Origin of the sequence: Herbiconiux dendrobii (genome assembly GCF_052048175.1) — a bacterium.
In the GTDB taxonomy this organism is placed as follows: domain Bacteria; phylum Actinomycetota; class Actinomycetes; order Actinomycetales; family Microbacteriaceae; genus Herbiconiux.
The window spans coordinates 435,671-451,208 of record NZ_JBLZQV010000002.1 but is presented as its reverse complement, the minus strand read 5'-3'; the positions used below and the strand labels follow the sequence as shown (position 1 = coordinate 451,208).

The window sequence follows — 15,538 nt, the reverse complement described above, 5'->3', positions numbered from 1 at the left end:
CCATGTACGCAGCCTTGTGGCGCATCCTGCCCGGACCGTTGTGGGTGCGCATCCTGATCGTGGTGGTGCTCGTGGTCGCCGTTCTGTACGCGCTGGCCTTCTGGGTCTTCCCCTGGATCGACGATTTGACCGCTCCGGCCCAGGATGTCACGGTGGACCAATGACCCGCGTCCTCGTCGTCGACAACTACGACAGCTTCGTCTACACGCTCAACGGCTACCTGCAGCAGTTGGGCGCCGAGACCGTCGTGGTGCGCAACGACGCCTTCGACGCGGCCGACGCAGCCGAGACGATCGCCGGGTACGATGCGGTGCTGCTCTCGCCCGGTCCCGGCAAGCCGTCGGAGGCGGGAGTGTCGATCCCCGTCGTCTTCGCGGCACTCGACGCACAGAAGCCGCTGCTGGGCGTGTGCCTCGGCCATCAGGCGATCGCCGAGGCGATGGGCGCCACGGTCACGAACGCCGAAGAGCTCATGCACGGCAAGACCTCGGTCATCCGCCACGACGACAGCCCGTTCTACGACGGGGTGCCCGACGGCTTCACCGCCACCCGGTACCACTCACTCGCCGTGGTCGACGGCACGGTGCCCGACACCCTCGTGGTGACGGCCCGCACCGAAGGCGGCGTCATCATGGGGCTCCGTCACGCCGAAGCGCCCGTGTACGGCGTGCAGTTCCACCCCGAGTCGGTGCTCACCGAGGGCGGCTACCGGATGCTCGGCAACTGGCTGGCCACCGCCGGCCTCGACGACGCCCCGGCCAAGGCCGCCACGCTCAACCCGCTGCTGCGCACCGCCCAGGCCTAGCCGTCCGCAGCGGAGGGCCATCCCGGCCCGGTGAGCGCTTCGACGATCTCGTCGAGCGTGCGCCCGAACGCGAATCGGTACCAGGCCACGGCATCCTCGCCGGAGAGCTGAGCGACGAAACCGTCGTCCCCGGTCGCCGACCAGCGCTCTCTCCCGGGCGGCCACGATGTCATCGACCGCAGTGGTGGGCCCTGATCCGGCACCGGGGAGGGCAGCGGAGGGAGCCCGTCCTTCTCCCGCCCGCGCGCACCGACCGCCGACGCGAGCCAGACCTCGGCGAAGGCGCGGGGGCGGAGGGACGCGATCGGTCCCGGATTCTCCCCATGGTGGACGAGCGTCATCGTGTCCGAACGCACGACGATCCAGCGCTCGCCGTGGGCGTCGAATCGACAGCGCGTGTCCGAATGCAGGTCGATCCTCGCGCCGAGGCGTTCGAGGGCCTCGATGCAGACGGCCGACAACAGCCTCTCCGGAACCTCACGCTCTCGCCGGCGCTGTTCCTGCTCCAGACGCTCGGCGGCGATCGGCGCGTACTCCGCGCTCAGGGCGTCCCGGTCGGCGGGAGCTCCCGCTGCCAGCCGCTCGTGCAGCCACTGCGGGTCGATCTGCACGAAGTAGCGGAAGACCACCGGCAGGGGAGAGGCGCCTGCCCGCAGCCGGCGGTTGTCGACCAGGAGCCGCACGCCCAGGTCCACCGACCACACCGCCGACACGGTGCCGTCGACGACCGCGACCCAGGACCATCCGCGGCTGTGGATCTCCGGATGCGTCGCCTCGAGCACCCCGGCGAGTCGCGTGCCGCTCCGGAACGACCGGCGATACGCATGGGACGCCATGTCGTCGCCCATCGCGACGCTGTCGCGATCGACGTCCACTAGAAGACGAGCGCCGAGCTTGGCGAGGATGCTGTCCGGTCGAGGCCTGATCAGGTGCCGGTGCAGTAGGTCAGGCTGATCTCCGACTTCTGCAGAGCATCGCCCGCCGCGATCGACTGACGCGTCACCGGGTTGTCGGCCTGCGCCTTGCAGCCGGGATCGGCCACCCAGGTCACCGTGAGCAGGCTGTTCTGCAGCTCGTTGTTCGCGTCGGCGATGGGCTTGCCCGTGACATCCGGCACGTCGACCATCCCGCTGGAGACGATGATGTTGATCGTGTCTCCCGCGAAAGCCTGGCTGGCACCCTCCGGATCCGTGCGGATCACGGAATCGGCCGGCGCGTCTTTGGAGTTCTCTTTGATGGTCTGCCCGACGGTCAGTCGTGCCGCCGTGATGGCCGCGGTGGCATCGGCCACGCTCTTGCCGGTGAGGGTCGGTACGGCCACCGCCTCCTTGCCCTTGGAGACGTGCACCTCGATGACGGTGCCCGGGCTCACGATGGTGCCGGCCGCGGGATCGGTCTCGACGACCTGGCCCTCGGGGATGCTGTCGCTGAACACCTCGAAGCGGGCCGTCACCAGGTCGAGCTGCTGCAGCGTGGCATCCGCCGCATCGAAGGTCTGGCCGGTGACCGTGGGGATCTGCCTCGAGGTGTCGGGCAGAGCATTCGTCGGCTGCAGGGTGAGCACCCAGAACACGATGGCCACCAGGATCACGGCCACGGAGGCGATACCGGCCCAGATCCACACCACGGGCGGGCGGGACTGCGTGCGCACGGTGTACTCGTCGTCGCCGGCGAGCTGCGTGAGGGCGGACTCGTTGCCCTGGGCGAGGCTCGGCGGGGCGCCGAAGAGCGAGGACTGGAAGTCGTCGGCCGGCAGGCGCTTGGACGGGATCTTGCCCGCACCGGCCACCTCGAGGTCGGCGCGGAACTCGACTGCGCTCTGGAAGCGGGTGAAGCGGTCCTTGGCCAGGGCGTGCAGCACGACCTGATCGATCGCCGGCGAGACCAGCGGGTTGATGCTCGAGGGAGCGACCGGCATCTCGCTGACGTGCTGGTACGCGACGGCGACCGGGGTCTCGCCCTTGAAGGGCGGCTCGCCGGTGAGCATCTCGAACAGCACCACTCCGGTGGAGTAGAGGTCGGTGCGGGCGTCGACGGATTCACCGCGCGCCTGCTCCGGCGAGAAGTACTGCGCCGTGCCGAGGATGGCGGTGGTCTGCGCGACCGTGGCGGAGGAGTCGGAGATGGCCCGGGCGATGCCGAAGTCCATCACCTTGACCTGACCGCCGTGCGTGACCATCACGTTGCCGGGCTTGATGTCGCGGTGCACCACGCCGGCGCGGTGCGAGTACTCCAGCGCCGTGAGGATGCCCTCGGTGATGCGGATGGCCTCGGCCGAGTCGACCGGACCCTCGCGGATCAGGTCTTTGAGCAGCTTGCCCTCGACGAACTCCATCACGATGAAGGGCACGATGCCCTCGAAGCCCCCGGCCTCGGCCACCCGCTCCTCGCCGGCGTCGAAGACGCGCACGATCGTCGGATGCGCCATCCGCGACGCGGCCTGCGCCTCCTGCCGGAAGCGGGTGCGGAACACCGGGTCGCCGGCCAGCGACGACTTCAGCAGCTTGATGGCCACCTGGCGCCCGAGTCGCTCGTCACGGCCGGAGTACACGTTCGACATCCCCCCGCGGCCGATGAGCTCGCCGAGGCGATACCTCCCGGCGAGGAGACGGTTGTCGTCGGTCACTGTTGCTGCTCCTGGATCGTGGGGTGAGCCTCGGGTCGCTCGTCGTGGGAAGGGAAGGGAAGCGAATTGGGTTGGGTCGGGGAGCCGTCGCCGGAGGGGATCCGGGTCAGTCGTCGTTTCCGCCGTTGCCGTTCCCGTTGCCGGGGTTGGCGCTGCTGGTGGGCCCGGCGCCGGTGCTGAGGCTCAGCACCGGCGAGTTGCCGGAGGCCGATCCCGAGCAGCTCACGCTGTAGCTGATCTCGATCGGCGTACCCGCGGCACCGGCGGTGAAGCCCGCCGAGGTTCCTGACTGCGTCTGCAGGGTGGCACCGGTGGCGTTGACCGTGTAGCCGTCGAGCGTGGTGCCCGAGGGGCAGCTGTAGCTCGGCCAGGTGACCTCGAAGCCCTGGCTGGCGATCACGCTGCCGCTGGTGACCCCGCTGCCGCCGGTGGGCGCCGAGGAGGGGGAGGTGGGCACGATCACGTCGCCGTAGACCGTGAGGGTGACGGTGGCGCCCGGCGCGAGGTTGCCCACCGGCGAGGCCTGGTAGACGAAGTCGACCTGGTCGGCCGCCGGCGCCGCGTTGCCGACGGCGCGAGCGGCGCTCAGGCCCTTCTGCGACAGGATGGCGGCGGCCTCGTCGAAGGACTTGCCCTTGAGCTCGGCCTCGGTGATGGCGACGGTCGTCGCGCTCGGCGTCGGGGTGGGTGTGTTCGAGGTGGGAACCGGCGTGGGCGTCGAGCTCGTGGCCGGGGTGGTGACCGGGGCCGCGCTGTTGCCGCCCTGCAGCACGAGCGCCACGATCGTTCCGACGAGCACCAGGGCCAGGATGATGATCAGCACGATCAGCGGCCAGGTCCAGGGCGAGCGCTTCTTCGGCTCGTCCTCGGCCACCTCGGTGCCGACCGGCGTGGGAACGGGCTGAGCGGATGCGGCGCCCGGGGCCTGCAGCACGGTCGTGGCCTGCGTGGCACCCGCGGCCGGCATCAGCTGGGTGGCCATGGTGGGCGGGAGCGGCTCGTTGCCGAGCACGGCCGGCACGGCGGCCGCGGCCGAGGCGATGTCGCCGCGGCGCAGGGCCATCGCCGCGCGGGCGAGGTTGCCGGTGGAGGACGGCCGGTCGGCCGGCTTCTTGGCGATGCACGAGAGCACGAGGTTGCGCACCGGCTCGGCCACCGTGACCGGCAGTTCGGGCGGGGCCTCGTTGATCTGCGCCATCGCGATGGCGACCTGCGACTCCCCCGTGAAGGGGCGCTTGCCGGCGAGGCACTCGTACGCCACGATGCCGAGCGAGTAGATGTCGGTCGTCGGCGAGGCGGGCTGGCCGCTGGCCTGCTCGGGGGAGAGGTACTGCACCGTGCCCATCACCTGACCGGTGGCCGTGAGCGGCACCTGGTCGGCGATCCGGGCGATACCGAAGTCGGTGATCTTGACGCGGCCGTCGGGCGTGATCAGCAGGTTGCCCGGCTTGATGTCGCGGTGCACGAGGCCCGCAGCGTGCGCGGCCTGCAGGGCGAGCGCGGTCTGGGCCACGATGTCGAGTACGCGATCCGTCGACAGCACGTGCTCGCGCTCGAGGATGGTGGAGAGCGCCTCGCCGGGCACGAGCTCCATCACGAGGTAGGCGCTGCCCTCTTCTTCGCCGTAGTCGAAGACGTTGGCGATGCCCTCGTGGTTGACGAGCGCGGCGTGGCGGGCCTCGGCGCGGAAGCGCTCGAGGAAGCCCGGGTCGCCCAGGTACTCGTCTTTCAGGATCTTGATGGCGACGGTGCGCCCGATCACGAGGTCGGTGGCCTGCCAGACCTCGCCCATGCCGCCGATCGCGATCCGGCTCGAAAGTTCGTACCGGCCACCGAAGGTCACCCCTGCTGTGGGTCTCATTTACTCAGCACCGCCTCTAGTACTCGTTTTGCGATCGGTGCGGCCAATTCGTTGCCTGAACCGGATTGACCCAACCCACCACCATCTTCTACGACCACTGCGACGGCTACCCGAGGGTTGTCGGCGGGAGCAAAACCGGTGAACCACAGCGTGTAGGGATCGCCCTCCCCGTTCTCCGCAGTTCCGGTCTTACCGGCCACACTGACTCCGTCTATTCTTGCATTAGTCGCTGCGCCGGAATCGACTGCCTCGACCATCAGATCCGAAAGTGTCGAAGCTGTTATAGAAGTCAGCGGAGTGCCGAACTCCTTCGCTTCGAAGCCCTGCAGAAGGCTCAGATCCGGGGCTCGGATCTCGTCCACCAAGTTCGGGGTCATCAGCGTTCCTCCGTTCGCGACCGCGGCCGAGAGCATCGCGATCTGCAGCGGGGTGGCCGTGTCGCTGCCCTGGCCGAAGGCCGAGAGCGCGAGCTGTGCGTCGTCGAGTCCGCGGGGGTACACGCTGGTGGAGACATCCATCGGCACCGACAGCTCGCTGCCGAAACCGAAGGCCTTCGCCATGTCGGCCAGCGGGGTCTCGCCCATCTCCATGCCGAGCTCGGCCATCGGGATGTTGCAGGAGAGCACGAAGGCGGTGCGGATGCTGACGCTGTCGCCACCGCCGCAGGTTCCGCCGCCGGCGTTGGCGACGGTGGAGTCGCTGCCGGGGAGCGGCAGGCGTGCGAGGTTCGGTTCGGTGTGGTTCACATCGAGCCCCGCGTTCTGCAGCGCCGCCGAGGTGGTGACGATCTTGAAGGTCGAGCCGGGAGGGTTCAGGTCGTTGATGGTCTTGTTGATCAGCGGATCGCCGTCGGCCGCCAGCAGGGTGTCGTAGGTGTCGAGCACCTGCTGCGTGTCGTGCGCGGCGAGCGTGTTGGGGTCGTAGTCGGGCTTGGAGACCATGGCCAGGATGCGCCCGGTCGAGGGCTCGATCGCCACGACCGCGCCCTGGTAGCTGCCGAGCGCGTCGTAGGCCGCCTGCTGCACCACGGGGTCGATCGTGAGCTCCACGGAGGCGCCCTGCGGGTTCTGGCCGGTGACCAGGCGGTTGAGGTAGTCGAGGAACTGGGAGTTCGAGGTGCCCGAGAGGTAGTCGTTCATCGCCTGCTCGATCTGGCTCGAGCCCTGGCCCAGCGTGTAGTACCCGGTGACCGCGCTGTAGAGCGGTCCCTGCGGATAGCTGCGCTGGTACTTGAACTCGTCGTTCGTGGGCACCGAGACGGCGATCGGCTGGCCGTCGACCAGGATCGGGCCGCGCTCGGTGTCGTAGCTGGCGTAGATGGTGCGGGCGTTCCGGGCGTCGCTCGCGAGAGCATCCGCCTGGAAGAACTGGATGATCGTGGTGGACACGAGCAGGGTGAGGAACATCGCGAAGACCACGATGCTCACGCGTTTGAGTTCTCGGGTCACGGCTCTAGATCACCAGCCTTGGCTGATTGCGGACTGTGTCCGACAGGCGCAGCAGCAGCGCGACGATGATCCAGTTGGCCACCAGCGACGATCCGCCGGCCGCCATGAACGGGGCCGTGAGGCCGGTCAGCGGGATGACCCGGGTGACGCCGCCGATCACGATGAAGCACTGCAGCGCCACCGTGAACGAGAGGCCCACGCCGAGCAGTCGGCCGAAGTCGTCCTGCCCCGCGAAGCTGATCCGGAACCCGCGCGAGATGAACAGCAGGTAGAGCGCCAGGATGGCGAACATGCCCGCGAGACCGAGCTCTTCGCCGAGCGAGGCGATGATGTAGTCGCTCTGCGCGAGCGGGGTGATGTCGGGCCGGCCTTCGCCGAGACCGGTGCCGATCAGGCCGCCGTTGGCCAGGCCGAACAGGCCCTGCACGAGCTGGTAGCTGCCGCCCTGGGCGTCGTAGATCGCCGGGTTCAGCGCATCCAGCCAGTTGGTGAAGCGGTCGTTGACGTAGACCAGCACCTGACCGGCGATCACGGCGCCGGCGAGGAAGAGCCCGACGCCGAGCACCACCCAGCTGGCGCGGCCGGTGGAGACGTAGATCATCACCACGAACAGGCCGAAGTAGAGCAGCGCCGTGCCGAGGTCGCGCTGGAAGATGATGATCGACATCGACAGCGCCCAGAGCACGAGGATCGGCCCGAGGTCGCGCGCCCGAGGGAACCGCATCCCGAGCACCTTGGTGCCTACCATCGAGAGGCTGTCGCGCCGCGACACCAGGTAGCCCGCGAAGAACACGGCGAGGGCGATCTTCGCCACCTCTCCGGGCTGGAACGAGAACTGGCCGACGTGGATCCACACCCGTGCGCCGTTGATCTCCTGCCCGATCACCGGCAGCATCGGCAGCAGGAGCAGGAGGGCGGCCACCAGCATGGCCAGGTAGGTGTAGCGCTGCAGCACCCGGTGGTTGCGGATGACGACGATCACCACGAGCGCGAGCGCGATGGCCAGACCGCTCCAGACGACCTGGCGGACGGCCGTGCTCTCCCAGCCGGTGAGCTTCTCGGCGATGTCGATGCGGTAGATCATCGCGATGCCGATGCCGTTCAGCAGTGCCGCGATCGGCAGGATGAACGGATCGGCGTTCGTGGCCACGAAGCGCAGGGCGATGTGCATGCCGAGCACCAGCACCGCGAGACCCGCGCCGAGCGTGAACACCGTCATGTCGGCGTAGCCGAGCGCGCCGAACTGCACGAGCACCACCGCGAAGGCGTTCACAGCGCAGACGAACAGCAGCAGGAAGAGCTCCAGGTTGCGCAGCTTCTGCGGCACCCGGATGCGCCGGATGCCCCTGTCCGGCGTGGCGGGGGCGGGCTCGGCGGCCGCGGGGGCGACGGCGTTCGTCACTGGCCCGTCCCGGGAGCGGGCGCGGTCGTGGGGGCGGGCGTCGAACCGGGGGTGGGCGTGGCGGTGCCGGTGGGCGCGGGGGTCGCCGATCCGTCGGCCCCCAGCTGGGTCTCGGTGCCGGTGGCCGCCGCGTCGCTCAGCCGCTTCACGATCTCCAGCGCCGCGGTGACGGAGTCGGCGCTGATGGTGTTCTCCACCTGGCGCTGGGTGTACGGCGGCAGCACCTCGGTGGTGATGTCGGTCTCCTGGAAGACGTGCGAGAGCTCGATCGGGCCGACGCTCTGCTGGATGCCCTGGAAGATGGCGACCGTGCCGTCGGAGCTGCCCACGTAGTAGCGGGTCTGCGTCCAGCGGTAGCCGGCGTATAGGCCCACGGCGATCAGGGCGAGCACGACCAGGGCGCCGACCAGCCAGGTGACCTTGCGGCGGCGGCTGCGGCGGCGGTCTTCTTCGATGAGCTCGTCGAGGTAGTCGTCCGACTCGGCCTCGAAGTGGCTGACCGCGGGGGTGCGGTGCAGGCGGAGGCCGGGGCGGGAGGAGCGTCGGCCCGGCTGCTGCTCGAAAGCGATCGGATGCGCGGCCGAGCCGACCATCACGGGGCTCGCCTCCGGCGTCTCGATCGACTGGTGCACGTCCACCACCACGACAGTGACGTTGTCGGGGGCCCCGTGGTCGAGACTGGCCTTGACCAGGGCGTTCGCGGCATCCTTCGGCTGGATGTTGCTGCCCAGGATCTTCTCGATGTCTTCCGGCTCGACGACGCCGGAGAGGCCGTCGGAGCAGAGCATCCAGCGATCGCCGGGGCGGGTGTCCATCACCTGCAGATCGACCTCGGGGGCCGCGTCGACGTCGCCGAGCACGCGCATCAGCACCGAGCGGCGCGGGTGGGTCTTCGCCTCCTCGGGTGTGATGCGGCCGGAGTCGACCAGGCGCTGCACGAAGGTGTGGTCGATGGTGATCTGGGTGAGCGCCTCGTCGCGCAGGCGGTAGACCCGGGAGTCGCCGATGTGGGCGAGGGCGACGCTCTGGCCCACCCGCACCAGCGCGCTGAGCGTGGTGCCCATGCCGGTGAGCTCCGGATGCTCGTACACGGTCTCGGTGAGCACGGCGTTCGCCGCGACGATGGCCTCCTGCAGGGCGAACTCGGCGTCGACCGCCGAGGTGTACTGACCGTCGATCTCGACCAGACGCTTCAGGGCCAGGGCACTGGCGACGTCGCCGCCCGCGTGACCGCCCATCCCGTCGGCCACGGCGAAGAGGGTCTCGCCGGCGTACCCGGAGTCCTGGTTGTTGGAGCGGATCTTGCCGACGTGGGAGACGGCCGCGCTCACGGTCACGATCGCCATGGGCTACCGCCGCAGCTCGAAGCTCGTGGCTCCGATTCGGATCGGCGTGTTCAGGGGCACGTGGGTGGGTGAGGTGACCCGCTGGCCGTCGAGGAACGTGCCGTTCGTGGAGTCGAGGTCTTGGATGACCCACTCCTCGCTCCACACCATCAGGCGGGCGTGGTGCGTGGAGGTGTAGTCGTCGCGGATGACGACGCTGGAGTCGGAGGAGCGGCCGATCGTGAGCGGCTCGGTGCCGAGCGGGATCTCACTGCCGGCCTTGGCGCCGGAGGTGATGACCAGGCGCCGGGCGTTGGCCGTGCTGGCGTGCGGCGGGCCGCTCAGCTCGGTGCCGGGGGCGGGGACGAAGGTGGGCACCTTGGGGGCCGGGGGAGCGGGGGCGGCCGGCGCGGCGGCGGCGGCTGCGTTCGCTGCTGCTCCCGCTCCTGCTCCGGCTCCTGCGGGTACGGACGGCTGGGCTGCGCCGGATGCCGCTCCCGCCGTGGCCGCCGGGGCCTCGCGCAGCTTGCGCACACGCTGGCCGAACAGGTCGGACCGCATCGCGTAGACCACGATGAAGATGAACACCCAGAGCAGCGCCAGGAAGGCGAGCTGCAGGATGAGGAGTGTCAGTTCGCTCATGTCGCCGCCTACCGCCAGAACCCGCCCGGATCGGCCTGAGGCCGACCGTCGGAGGCGGAGCCGGCTCCGGCTCCGGCGGGGCCCGACCCCCGCGCGCCGGTCTGCGGCACCACCCGGAAGACGATGCTCGTGCGGCCGATCAGGATGACCGAGTCGGGCTCGAGATTGGCGCGCTGGAAGGCCTGACCGTTCAACTGCGAGCCGTTGGTGCTGCCGAGATCACGCGCCTGGGCGTGAGAGCCGTCCCAGAGGATCTCGACGTGCTTGCGCGAGGTGCCGGAGTCGTCGATGGTGATGTCGGCGTCGCTGCCGCGGCCGATGACGGTACGCGACTTGGTGATCGGATGCCGCTGGCCGGCGACGTCGAGAACCGGCGTCCAGGTGACGTTGCCCTGCACGGTGGAGGACTCGATCCGCACCACGCCGGTGGTGAGCTTCGCGTCGTTCTCGAGCTCGATCGAGACGGCGCCGGCGAATTGGAAGCCCTGCTGGGCCGCGTGCTGGGTGACGATCTGGAGCAGGTCGTCGATGAGGGCCTGGCCGATGCCCGTCATGCGCTGCAGATCGGCCGGCGCGAGCAGAACCCGGAAGCTGTTGGGAACCAGGATCCGGTCGCGCGAGACCACGGCCGCCGTGGTGTCGAGCTCGCGCTTCAGGGCCGACGAGATCTCGACCGGCTGGAGCCCCGAGCGGAAGGTCTTCGCGAAAGCGCCGTTGACGGCGCGCTCGAGACCCTTCTCGAAGTTGTCCAGTATTCCCACGTCAGATCGTTCCCATTCTCCCGGCACTGCTCCGATGATGTTACTTGCCTTGCGTGACAATCCACCTAAGGGGCACCTGAGGGCGCCCCTTTATTGCCCCTCCGGGCGCACCCGAAGACGCCTCCGGGACGGTTCCGGCGCCCCGGTTCGCGACCATCGCATCCGTCGTGCTAATCTCTCCTAGTTCGCGCGAGTGGCGGAATTGGCAGACGCGCTGGCTTCAGGTGCCAGTGCCCGCAAGGGCGTGGGGGTTCAAGTCCCCCCTCGCGCACGAACGCAAGGGTCCGACTTCCCGGAGTACCAGGGAGTTCGGGCCCTTCTCCTTTTGCGGCTCCTCGTGCTTCTGCCGCGCTTCTCAGGCTCTGTCGGTTCGGGTCAGTGTTTCGCGAGGAAGGGGTCGAGGGCGGCGGTGATGTCGGCGCGCACCTGGGGGTCGGGGGTGGTCGAGACGCCGTCGCCGGGCTGGGGGCCGTAGTCGCCGAACTGGGCGTGGTTCGCGCCCTCGATGACGACGAAGTCGGTGTCGGCGGGCAGCTGGGTGCGGGAGGCCTCGATCTTGGCGGGGGTGCTGAGGCCGTCGTTGCTCGCCGAGATCGACAGCACCGGCTTGCCGAGGCCGGAGGCGTCGCCCGCGCAGTACGAGCCGAAGAGCACGAGGCCCGCGATCGCGTCGTCGCCGGCGTACTGGCACGCCTTCACACCGCCGAGCGAGTGGCCGCCGACGTACCAGGTCTCGACGCCCGGCGCGAGGGCGGTGAAATCACCGATCGGGCGCCACTCCAGGATCGCGTAGTTGGCGAGCGGGCGCACGATCACCACGGTGCTGCCGGCCTCGACGGCGCCGCTCAGCTTCTCGGCGTAGGCGAGCGGATCGACCTTGGCCCCGGCCAGGAAGACCAGACCCACGCCGTTCGCCTCGCCGGTGGGGGAGAGCACGACCGAGCCGTAGCTGTACTGCACGTCGACCGCCGGGTTCTCGGCCAGCGCGAGCACCGGATCGCGCTCCGCGGCATAGGTGATGTGGGCGTCGGCCAGGAACCCCACGACGGCCAGCACCAGGAGCACGAGCAGTGCGAGGGCCGCGGCCCCGATGCGGCGGGCGACCGGATGCCGGCGGCGGACGGGTGAGGATGCGGCGTCGGTCACGCTTCGACCCTATCCCCGGGTGCCGACGTCCGCGGCGTCGCCGGGTATCGGCGTCAGCGGCCGAGTCCCTGGAGGTCGTAGCGGGCCAGCGCGTCGGCATCCGTCGCCCGGGTGGCGGCCCGGCGTGCTCCGTCGAGCGCGGCCACCGGATCGGCCTCCTGTCGCGCCAGCTCGAGCTCATGACGGGCGGCGGCGAGCCGCGTGCGCGCATCCGTCCCCACCCGGCCACGACCCGAGGCGATCGCGTCGTCGGCGGTGCGGATGTGGCTCTCGGCGATCGCGATGGCGCCCACCAGTGCCGAGCGAGCCGAGTCCAGCCGCTGCTGCGCGGTGCGGGCGACGGCCAGCGTCTCGTCCAGGTGGGCGGCCGCGGCCGCGAGGGCGTCGACGTCGGCGACGGGATCCGCGGCGGTGCGCGCACGCGCGGTGTCGACGGCTGCCTCCAGGGCGGCGGAGGCGGCGGTGATCCGCTCGGCGGCCGCCGCATCCTCGACCGTGTCGCGCAGGCGGGCCGCCTCGGTGCGCTGGGCTCCGGCGGCGCTCAGCGCCGACTCGCGGGCGACCCGCGCCTCGCGCAGTCCCTGGCGCATCCGCTCGACGCCGTCCAGCCGGGCCAGAGCGCGGCGCACCGCCGACTCGGCCTGCTGCACGGGGCGGGCGACGGGGGCGAGCGCGTTCGCGGCCAGGCTCTGCTCCAGCCCGGTCAGCTCCGCGTCGGCCGCATCGAAGGCCGCTTCGGCCTCGGCCGCGGCATCCGTCACCGGGGCGATCGCCGTGCTCGCATAGGCATCGGCCAGCTCGGACAGGGTGGCTCGGGACTCGGGCAGCCGGGCACGCCCGGCGACGATCGCGGAGCGCGCCCGGGCGAGGGCGGCGGGGGCGGAGGTCTCGTCGCGCCGCCGATCCTGGATGCTCCGGGACTGCGCCGTCACCAGTGCGAGCGCGGAATCGCTGAGGCTCAGGATGCGCTTGCTCCAGTCCCTCTGCTGCTGCTCGGTGTCGGGCACGGAGTCGTCGAGCCGCTGCCGCAGAGCGAAGGCCTCGGACGCGCGCCGGCGGGCCGTGTCGAGGGCCTCGGCGAACTCCGTCGCGGCGGCGTCACCGAACTCGGCCCGGGTGAACTCGATCTCGTCGGCGGCCTCGCGCAGGGCGTCGTCCATCTGCACGAGCTGGATGCTGGCGCGCTTGACGAGTTCGTCGACCGGCAGGCGCACGGGGGCGCCGCCACCCGGCGCGGGAGCCGCCGGATCGCGGCTGAGCCGGCCCGGTACCGGTCGGCCGAGACGCCGGCTGCGGCGGCGCAGCAGCGTGGCGCCGACGACCAGGGCGGCGATCACCCCCGCGAACACCACGAGGCTGGGGAGGAGGGAGAAGTCACCCATGCCACCCATCGTAGGGAGTGCGGATGGGCGCGGGCTGGTCGTCGGGCCGGGCGGATGCGCCGCGCGCTGAGTAGAGATTGCTCATAACGCAGCCGGTTTTCGCTCGAACAGAGTGGGGAACGGATCCGTCGCACCCGGCGCCCGGATCGCCTCACGACCGTCGAAATGAGCACCCTCCATGACTTCCTCCCCCGCACCCGGCCGCACGCGATCCCTTCGCCCTGGACTGCTGGCCACGGCAGTGGTCGCAGGGGCTGGCCTGGCGCTCGTGGCCGCGGGGCCGGTCTTCGCGGCGACTCCGGAACACGGGGCCGCGCCCGCTGCGCCACATCCGATCGTCGTGCAGGCACCCGGAGACCCGATCTCGGTCTCGTTGCCCGGAGTCGGGCCGGACTTCGGGTACGTCAAACAGGGCAACGTCATCACGCGCACCATCGAGATCCTCAACGACGGATCCGATGGGATCACGATCGATCCAGCGAGCTTCAACTCGCTCGCCGCACCATTCAGCCTGGTCTCCACCACCATCGTCAAGGGGGTGGCGATCGCCCCCGGTCAGCGCAAGTCGGTCACCGTCACGTACACCGCCCCTCCCGCCGGGGCGAAGGATTCCCAGTTGATCAACCTCCAGCTCGTCGACGTCGATCACGCCGGCACGGGCTCCTACGGGATGGTCTTCGCCGCCGAGTCGCTGGCGACCGACCGCGCGCACTTCGAGGCGAGCACCGTCGCGAGCAAGAGCTTCGTCGACTTCGGTTCGGTCAAGGTCGGTGCGACGGGGGTGGTCGCGATGAAACTCGTGGTGCAGGGGATCGATCCGCTCTTCTTCCGCGAAGGAGCCATCGAGGTGAAAGACCAGAAGGGCAATGCGCTGCCCGTGTCGGTGTCGAGGTCGTCGTTCGGCACCGGAAAGACCTACGCACCGGGTGAGACGGCCACCTTCGAGCTGACTTTCGCGCCGACGGCGGCCGGAACATTCGAGGGCACCGTCACGATCGCGGCTCAGGTGATGAACGGCAATCCGGAGACTCCCGCACTGCGGGAGGTTCTGCCGGTGACCGGATCCGCGCCGGCTGTCGTGACGCCCACGCCGACGCCGACTCCGACGCCGACGCCGACTCCAACCCCTGCGCCGACCAGCACTCCGAGGCCGACGGCGACCCCGGGGACGGGTGGTACCGGCGGTTCGACCGGAAGTGGGAGCGGGAGCGGGACCTCCGGCACCGCCGGCGGGCCCGCTTCTGCGGTCGGCGGCTCGGGTTCATCTCGCAGTGGTTCGGCGCTGGCGCAGACGGGAGGATCGCCCGTCATCGGGATCGGGTTCGCCGCTCTCACTCTCGCTCTCGGGGGCGGAGCGCTCGCGGTGGTGCGCCGACGCCCGAAGCGCGACGCCTGAGCTCTCGGCGGAGTACGCCTAGAGCAGGGCTTCGCGCAGCTGGTCGACCGAGTGCACGACGGCGACGGCTCCGACCGCCTCGGCGGGGGAGCCGTAGCCCCACTCCACCATGATCGCGGGCACGCCGTGTGCCGCCGCGCCCTTGATGTCGTGCTCGCGGTCGCCCACCATCACGAGGTTCGAGAGGTCGACGTGCTGAGCCCGGAGCCGCACCAGCGCCTCCTCCACCACGTCGGCCTTGGCGCTGCGGGTCTCGTCTTCCGACGAGCCGCAGACGACGGTGAAGCAGTCCGAGAGCTCGAGGTGCGCCAGCACGCGGACCGCCTGGGTCTCGGCCTTCGAAGTCGCGAGAGCGAGCGGGATGCCGGCCGCGTGCACGGCCCGGAGCAGCCCGACCATACCCGGGTAGACCGTCGAGTCCCCTTGGGGTCCCTCCGACGCCGCAAGGCCGCGATAGACCACCAACGCCTCCTGGGCCTCCTCATCGGTCATCGAGGCGACCTCGCGGAAGCCGTCGAGGATCGGTGGGCCGACGAACGCGACCAGCTCGGCCGGCAGCGGCACAGGGCGCCCCATCTTCTCCAGCGTGCGGGACAGCCGGCCGATGATGCCGGGTGCGGAATCGGTGATGGTTCCGTCGAGGTCGAAGAGGATGCAGGACCAGGGTTTCGCGGGGCTGTGGCTAGTCACTCGCCCGATTCTAGGGTCGCGCCCCCCACGGCTCGGAATCCGGCCGCCCGGTTC

The 15,538-nt window shown here is 70.3% G+C and carries 14 protein-coding genes and 1 tRNA gene; 4 read left to right on the top strand and 11 right to left on the bottom strand.

The window, feature by feature from the left end; genetic code table 11:
• Positions 1 to 2 precede the first annotated feature (2 nt).
• Together ACN4JJ_RS07020 and ACN4JJ_RS07015 are read left to right on the top strand one after the other, a co-directional pair.
• Positions 3 to 164 (top strand): hypothetical protein, encoded by a 162-nt coding sequence (locus tag ACN4JJ_RS07020; protein WP_440709200.1) that lies wholly within the window; start codon positions 3 to 5, stop codon positions 162 to 164.
• Positions 161 to 805 (top strand): anthranilate synthase component II, encoded by a 645-nt coding sequence (locus ACN4JJ_RS07015; RefSeq protein ID WP_440709199.1) that lies wholly within the window; start codon positions 161 to 163, stop codon positions 803 to 805. Before ACN4JJ_RS07020 ends, ACN4JJ_RS07015 begins: the two co-directional genes overlap by 4 nt.
• On the opposite strand, the gene ACN4JJ_RS07010 is transcribed toward ACN4JJ_RS07015, so the two are convergent.
• From ACN4JJ_RS07010 to ACN4JJ_RS06975, 8 genes are all read right to left on the bottom strand, one after another.
• On the bottom strand, positions 802 to 1,641 hold the full coding sequence (locus ACN4JJ_RS07010) for a hypothetical protein (protein WP_440709198.1): 840 nt from the start codon (positions 1,639 to 1,641) through the stop codon (positions 802 to 804). The two genes, ACN4JJ_RS07015 and ACN4JJ_RS07010, sit on opposite strands and share 4 nt — an antisense overlap.
• An 89-nt stretch (positions 1,642 to 1,730) precedes the next feature.
• Positions 1,731 to 3,431 (bottom strand): Stk1 family PASTA domain-containing Ser/Thr kinase, encoded by a 1,701-nt coding sequence (gene pknB / locus ACN4JJ_RS07005; RefSeq protein ID WP_440709197.1) that lies wholly within the window; start codon positions 3,429 to 3,431, stop codon positions 1,731 to 1,733.
• A gap of 106 nt (positions 3,432 to 3,537) precedes the next feature.
• On the bottom strand, positions 3,538 to 5,292 hold the full coding sequence (locus ACN4JJ_RS07000; RefSeq protein WP_440709196.1) for a serine/threonine-protein kinase: 1,755 nt from the start codon (positions 5,290 to 5,292) through the stop codon (positions 3,538 to 3,540).
• Positions 5,289 to 6,740, bottom strand: coding sequence for a peptidoglycan D,D-transpeptidase FtsI family protein (locus ACN4JJ_RS06995; RefSeq protein WP_440709195.1), 1,452 nt, complete (start codon positions 6,738 to 6,740; stop codon positions 5,289 to 5,291). Before ACN4JJ_RS06995 ends, ACN4JJ_RS07000 begins: the two co-directional genes overlap by 4 nt.
• Before the next feature lie 4 nt (positions 6,741 to 6,744).
• Positions 6,745 to 8,142: an FtsW/RodA/SpoVE family cell cycle protein gene (locus tag ACN4JJ_RS06990; protein WP_440709194.1), complete on the bottom strand. Its 1,398-nt coding sequence runs from the start codon at positions 8,140 to 8,142 to the stop codon at positions 6,745 to 6,747.
• Positions 8,139 to 9,488, bottom strand: a complete 1,350-nt coding sequence (locus ACN4JJ_RS06985) for a PP2C family protein-serine/threonine phosphatase (protein ID WP_440709193.1) — start codon at positions 9,486 to 9,488, stop codon at positions 8,139 to 8,141. Before ACN4JJ_RS06985 ends, ACN4JJ_RS06990 begins: the two co-directional genes overlap by 4 nt.
• A 3-nt stretch (positions 9,489 to 9,491) precedes the next feature.
• Complete coding sequence (locus ACN4JJ_RS06980) at positions 9,492 to 10,109, bottom strand: FHA domain-containing protein FhaB/FipA (RefSeq protein WP_440709192.1); 618 nt, start codon at positions 10,107 to 10,109, stop codon at positions 9,492 to 9,494.
• An 8-nt stretch (positions 10,110 to 10,117) separates the two neighbouring features.
• Positions 10,118 to 10,870, bottom strand: coding sequence for an FHA domain-containing protein (locus ACN4JJ_RS06975; RefSeq protein WP_440709191.1), 753 nt, complete (start codon positions 10,868 to 10,870; stop codon positions 10,118 to 10,120).
• Between the two features lie 187 nt (positions 10,871 to 11,057).
• On the opposite strand from ACN4JJ_RS06975, the gene ACN4JJ_RS06970 reads away from it, so the two are divergent.
• A tRNA-Leu gene (locus ACN4JJ_RS06970) sits at positions 11,058 to 11,141 on the top strand.
• A 104-nt stretch (positions 11,142 to 11,245) separates the two neighbouring features.
• On the opposite strand, the gene ACN4JJ_RS06965 is transcribed toward ACN4JJ_RS06970, so the two are convergent.
• Both ACN4JJ_RS06965 and ACN4JJ_RS06960 read right to left on the bottom strand, forming a co-directional pair.
• Complete coding sequence (locus tag ACN4JJ_RS06965) at positions 11,246 to 12,016, bottom strand: alpha/beta hydrolase (protein WP_440709190.1); 771 nt, start codon at positions 12,014 to 12,016, stop codon at positions 11,246 to 11,248.
• Positions 12,017 to 12,069: 53 nt separating this feature from the next.
• Positions 12,070 to 13,398, bottom strand: coding sequence for a coiled-coil domain-containing protein (locus tag ACN4JJ_RS06960; RefSeq protein WP_440709189.1), 1,329 nt, complete (start codon positions 13,396 to 13,398; stop codon positions 12,070 to 12,072).
• 178 nt (positions 13,399 to 13,576) lie between these two features.
• Between ACN4JJ_RS06960 and ACN4JJ_RS06955 the strand changes: the two genes are divergently transcribed.
• Entirely contained in the window at positions 13,577 to 14,794 is a 1,218-nt protein-coding gene (locus tag ACN4JJ_RS06955) for a choice-of-anchor D domain-containing protein (RefSeq protein ID WP_440709188.1), read from the top strand.
• An 18-nt stretch (positions 14,795 to 14,812) separates the two neighbouring features.
• Here ACN4JJ_RS06955 and ACN4JJ_RS06950 read toward each other — a convergent pair whose 3' ends face one another.
• Positions 14,813 to 15,484 carry an HAD hydrolase-like protein gene (locus ACN4JJ_RS06950; RefSeq protein ID WP_440709187.1) on the bottom strand — a complete coding sequence of 224 codons (672 nt, stop codon included), beginning with the start codon at positions 15,482 to 15,484 and terminating at the stop codon, positions 14,813 to 14,815.
• Between the last annotated feature and the right edge of the window lie 54 nt (positions 15,485 to 15,538).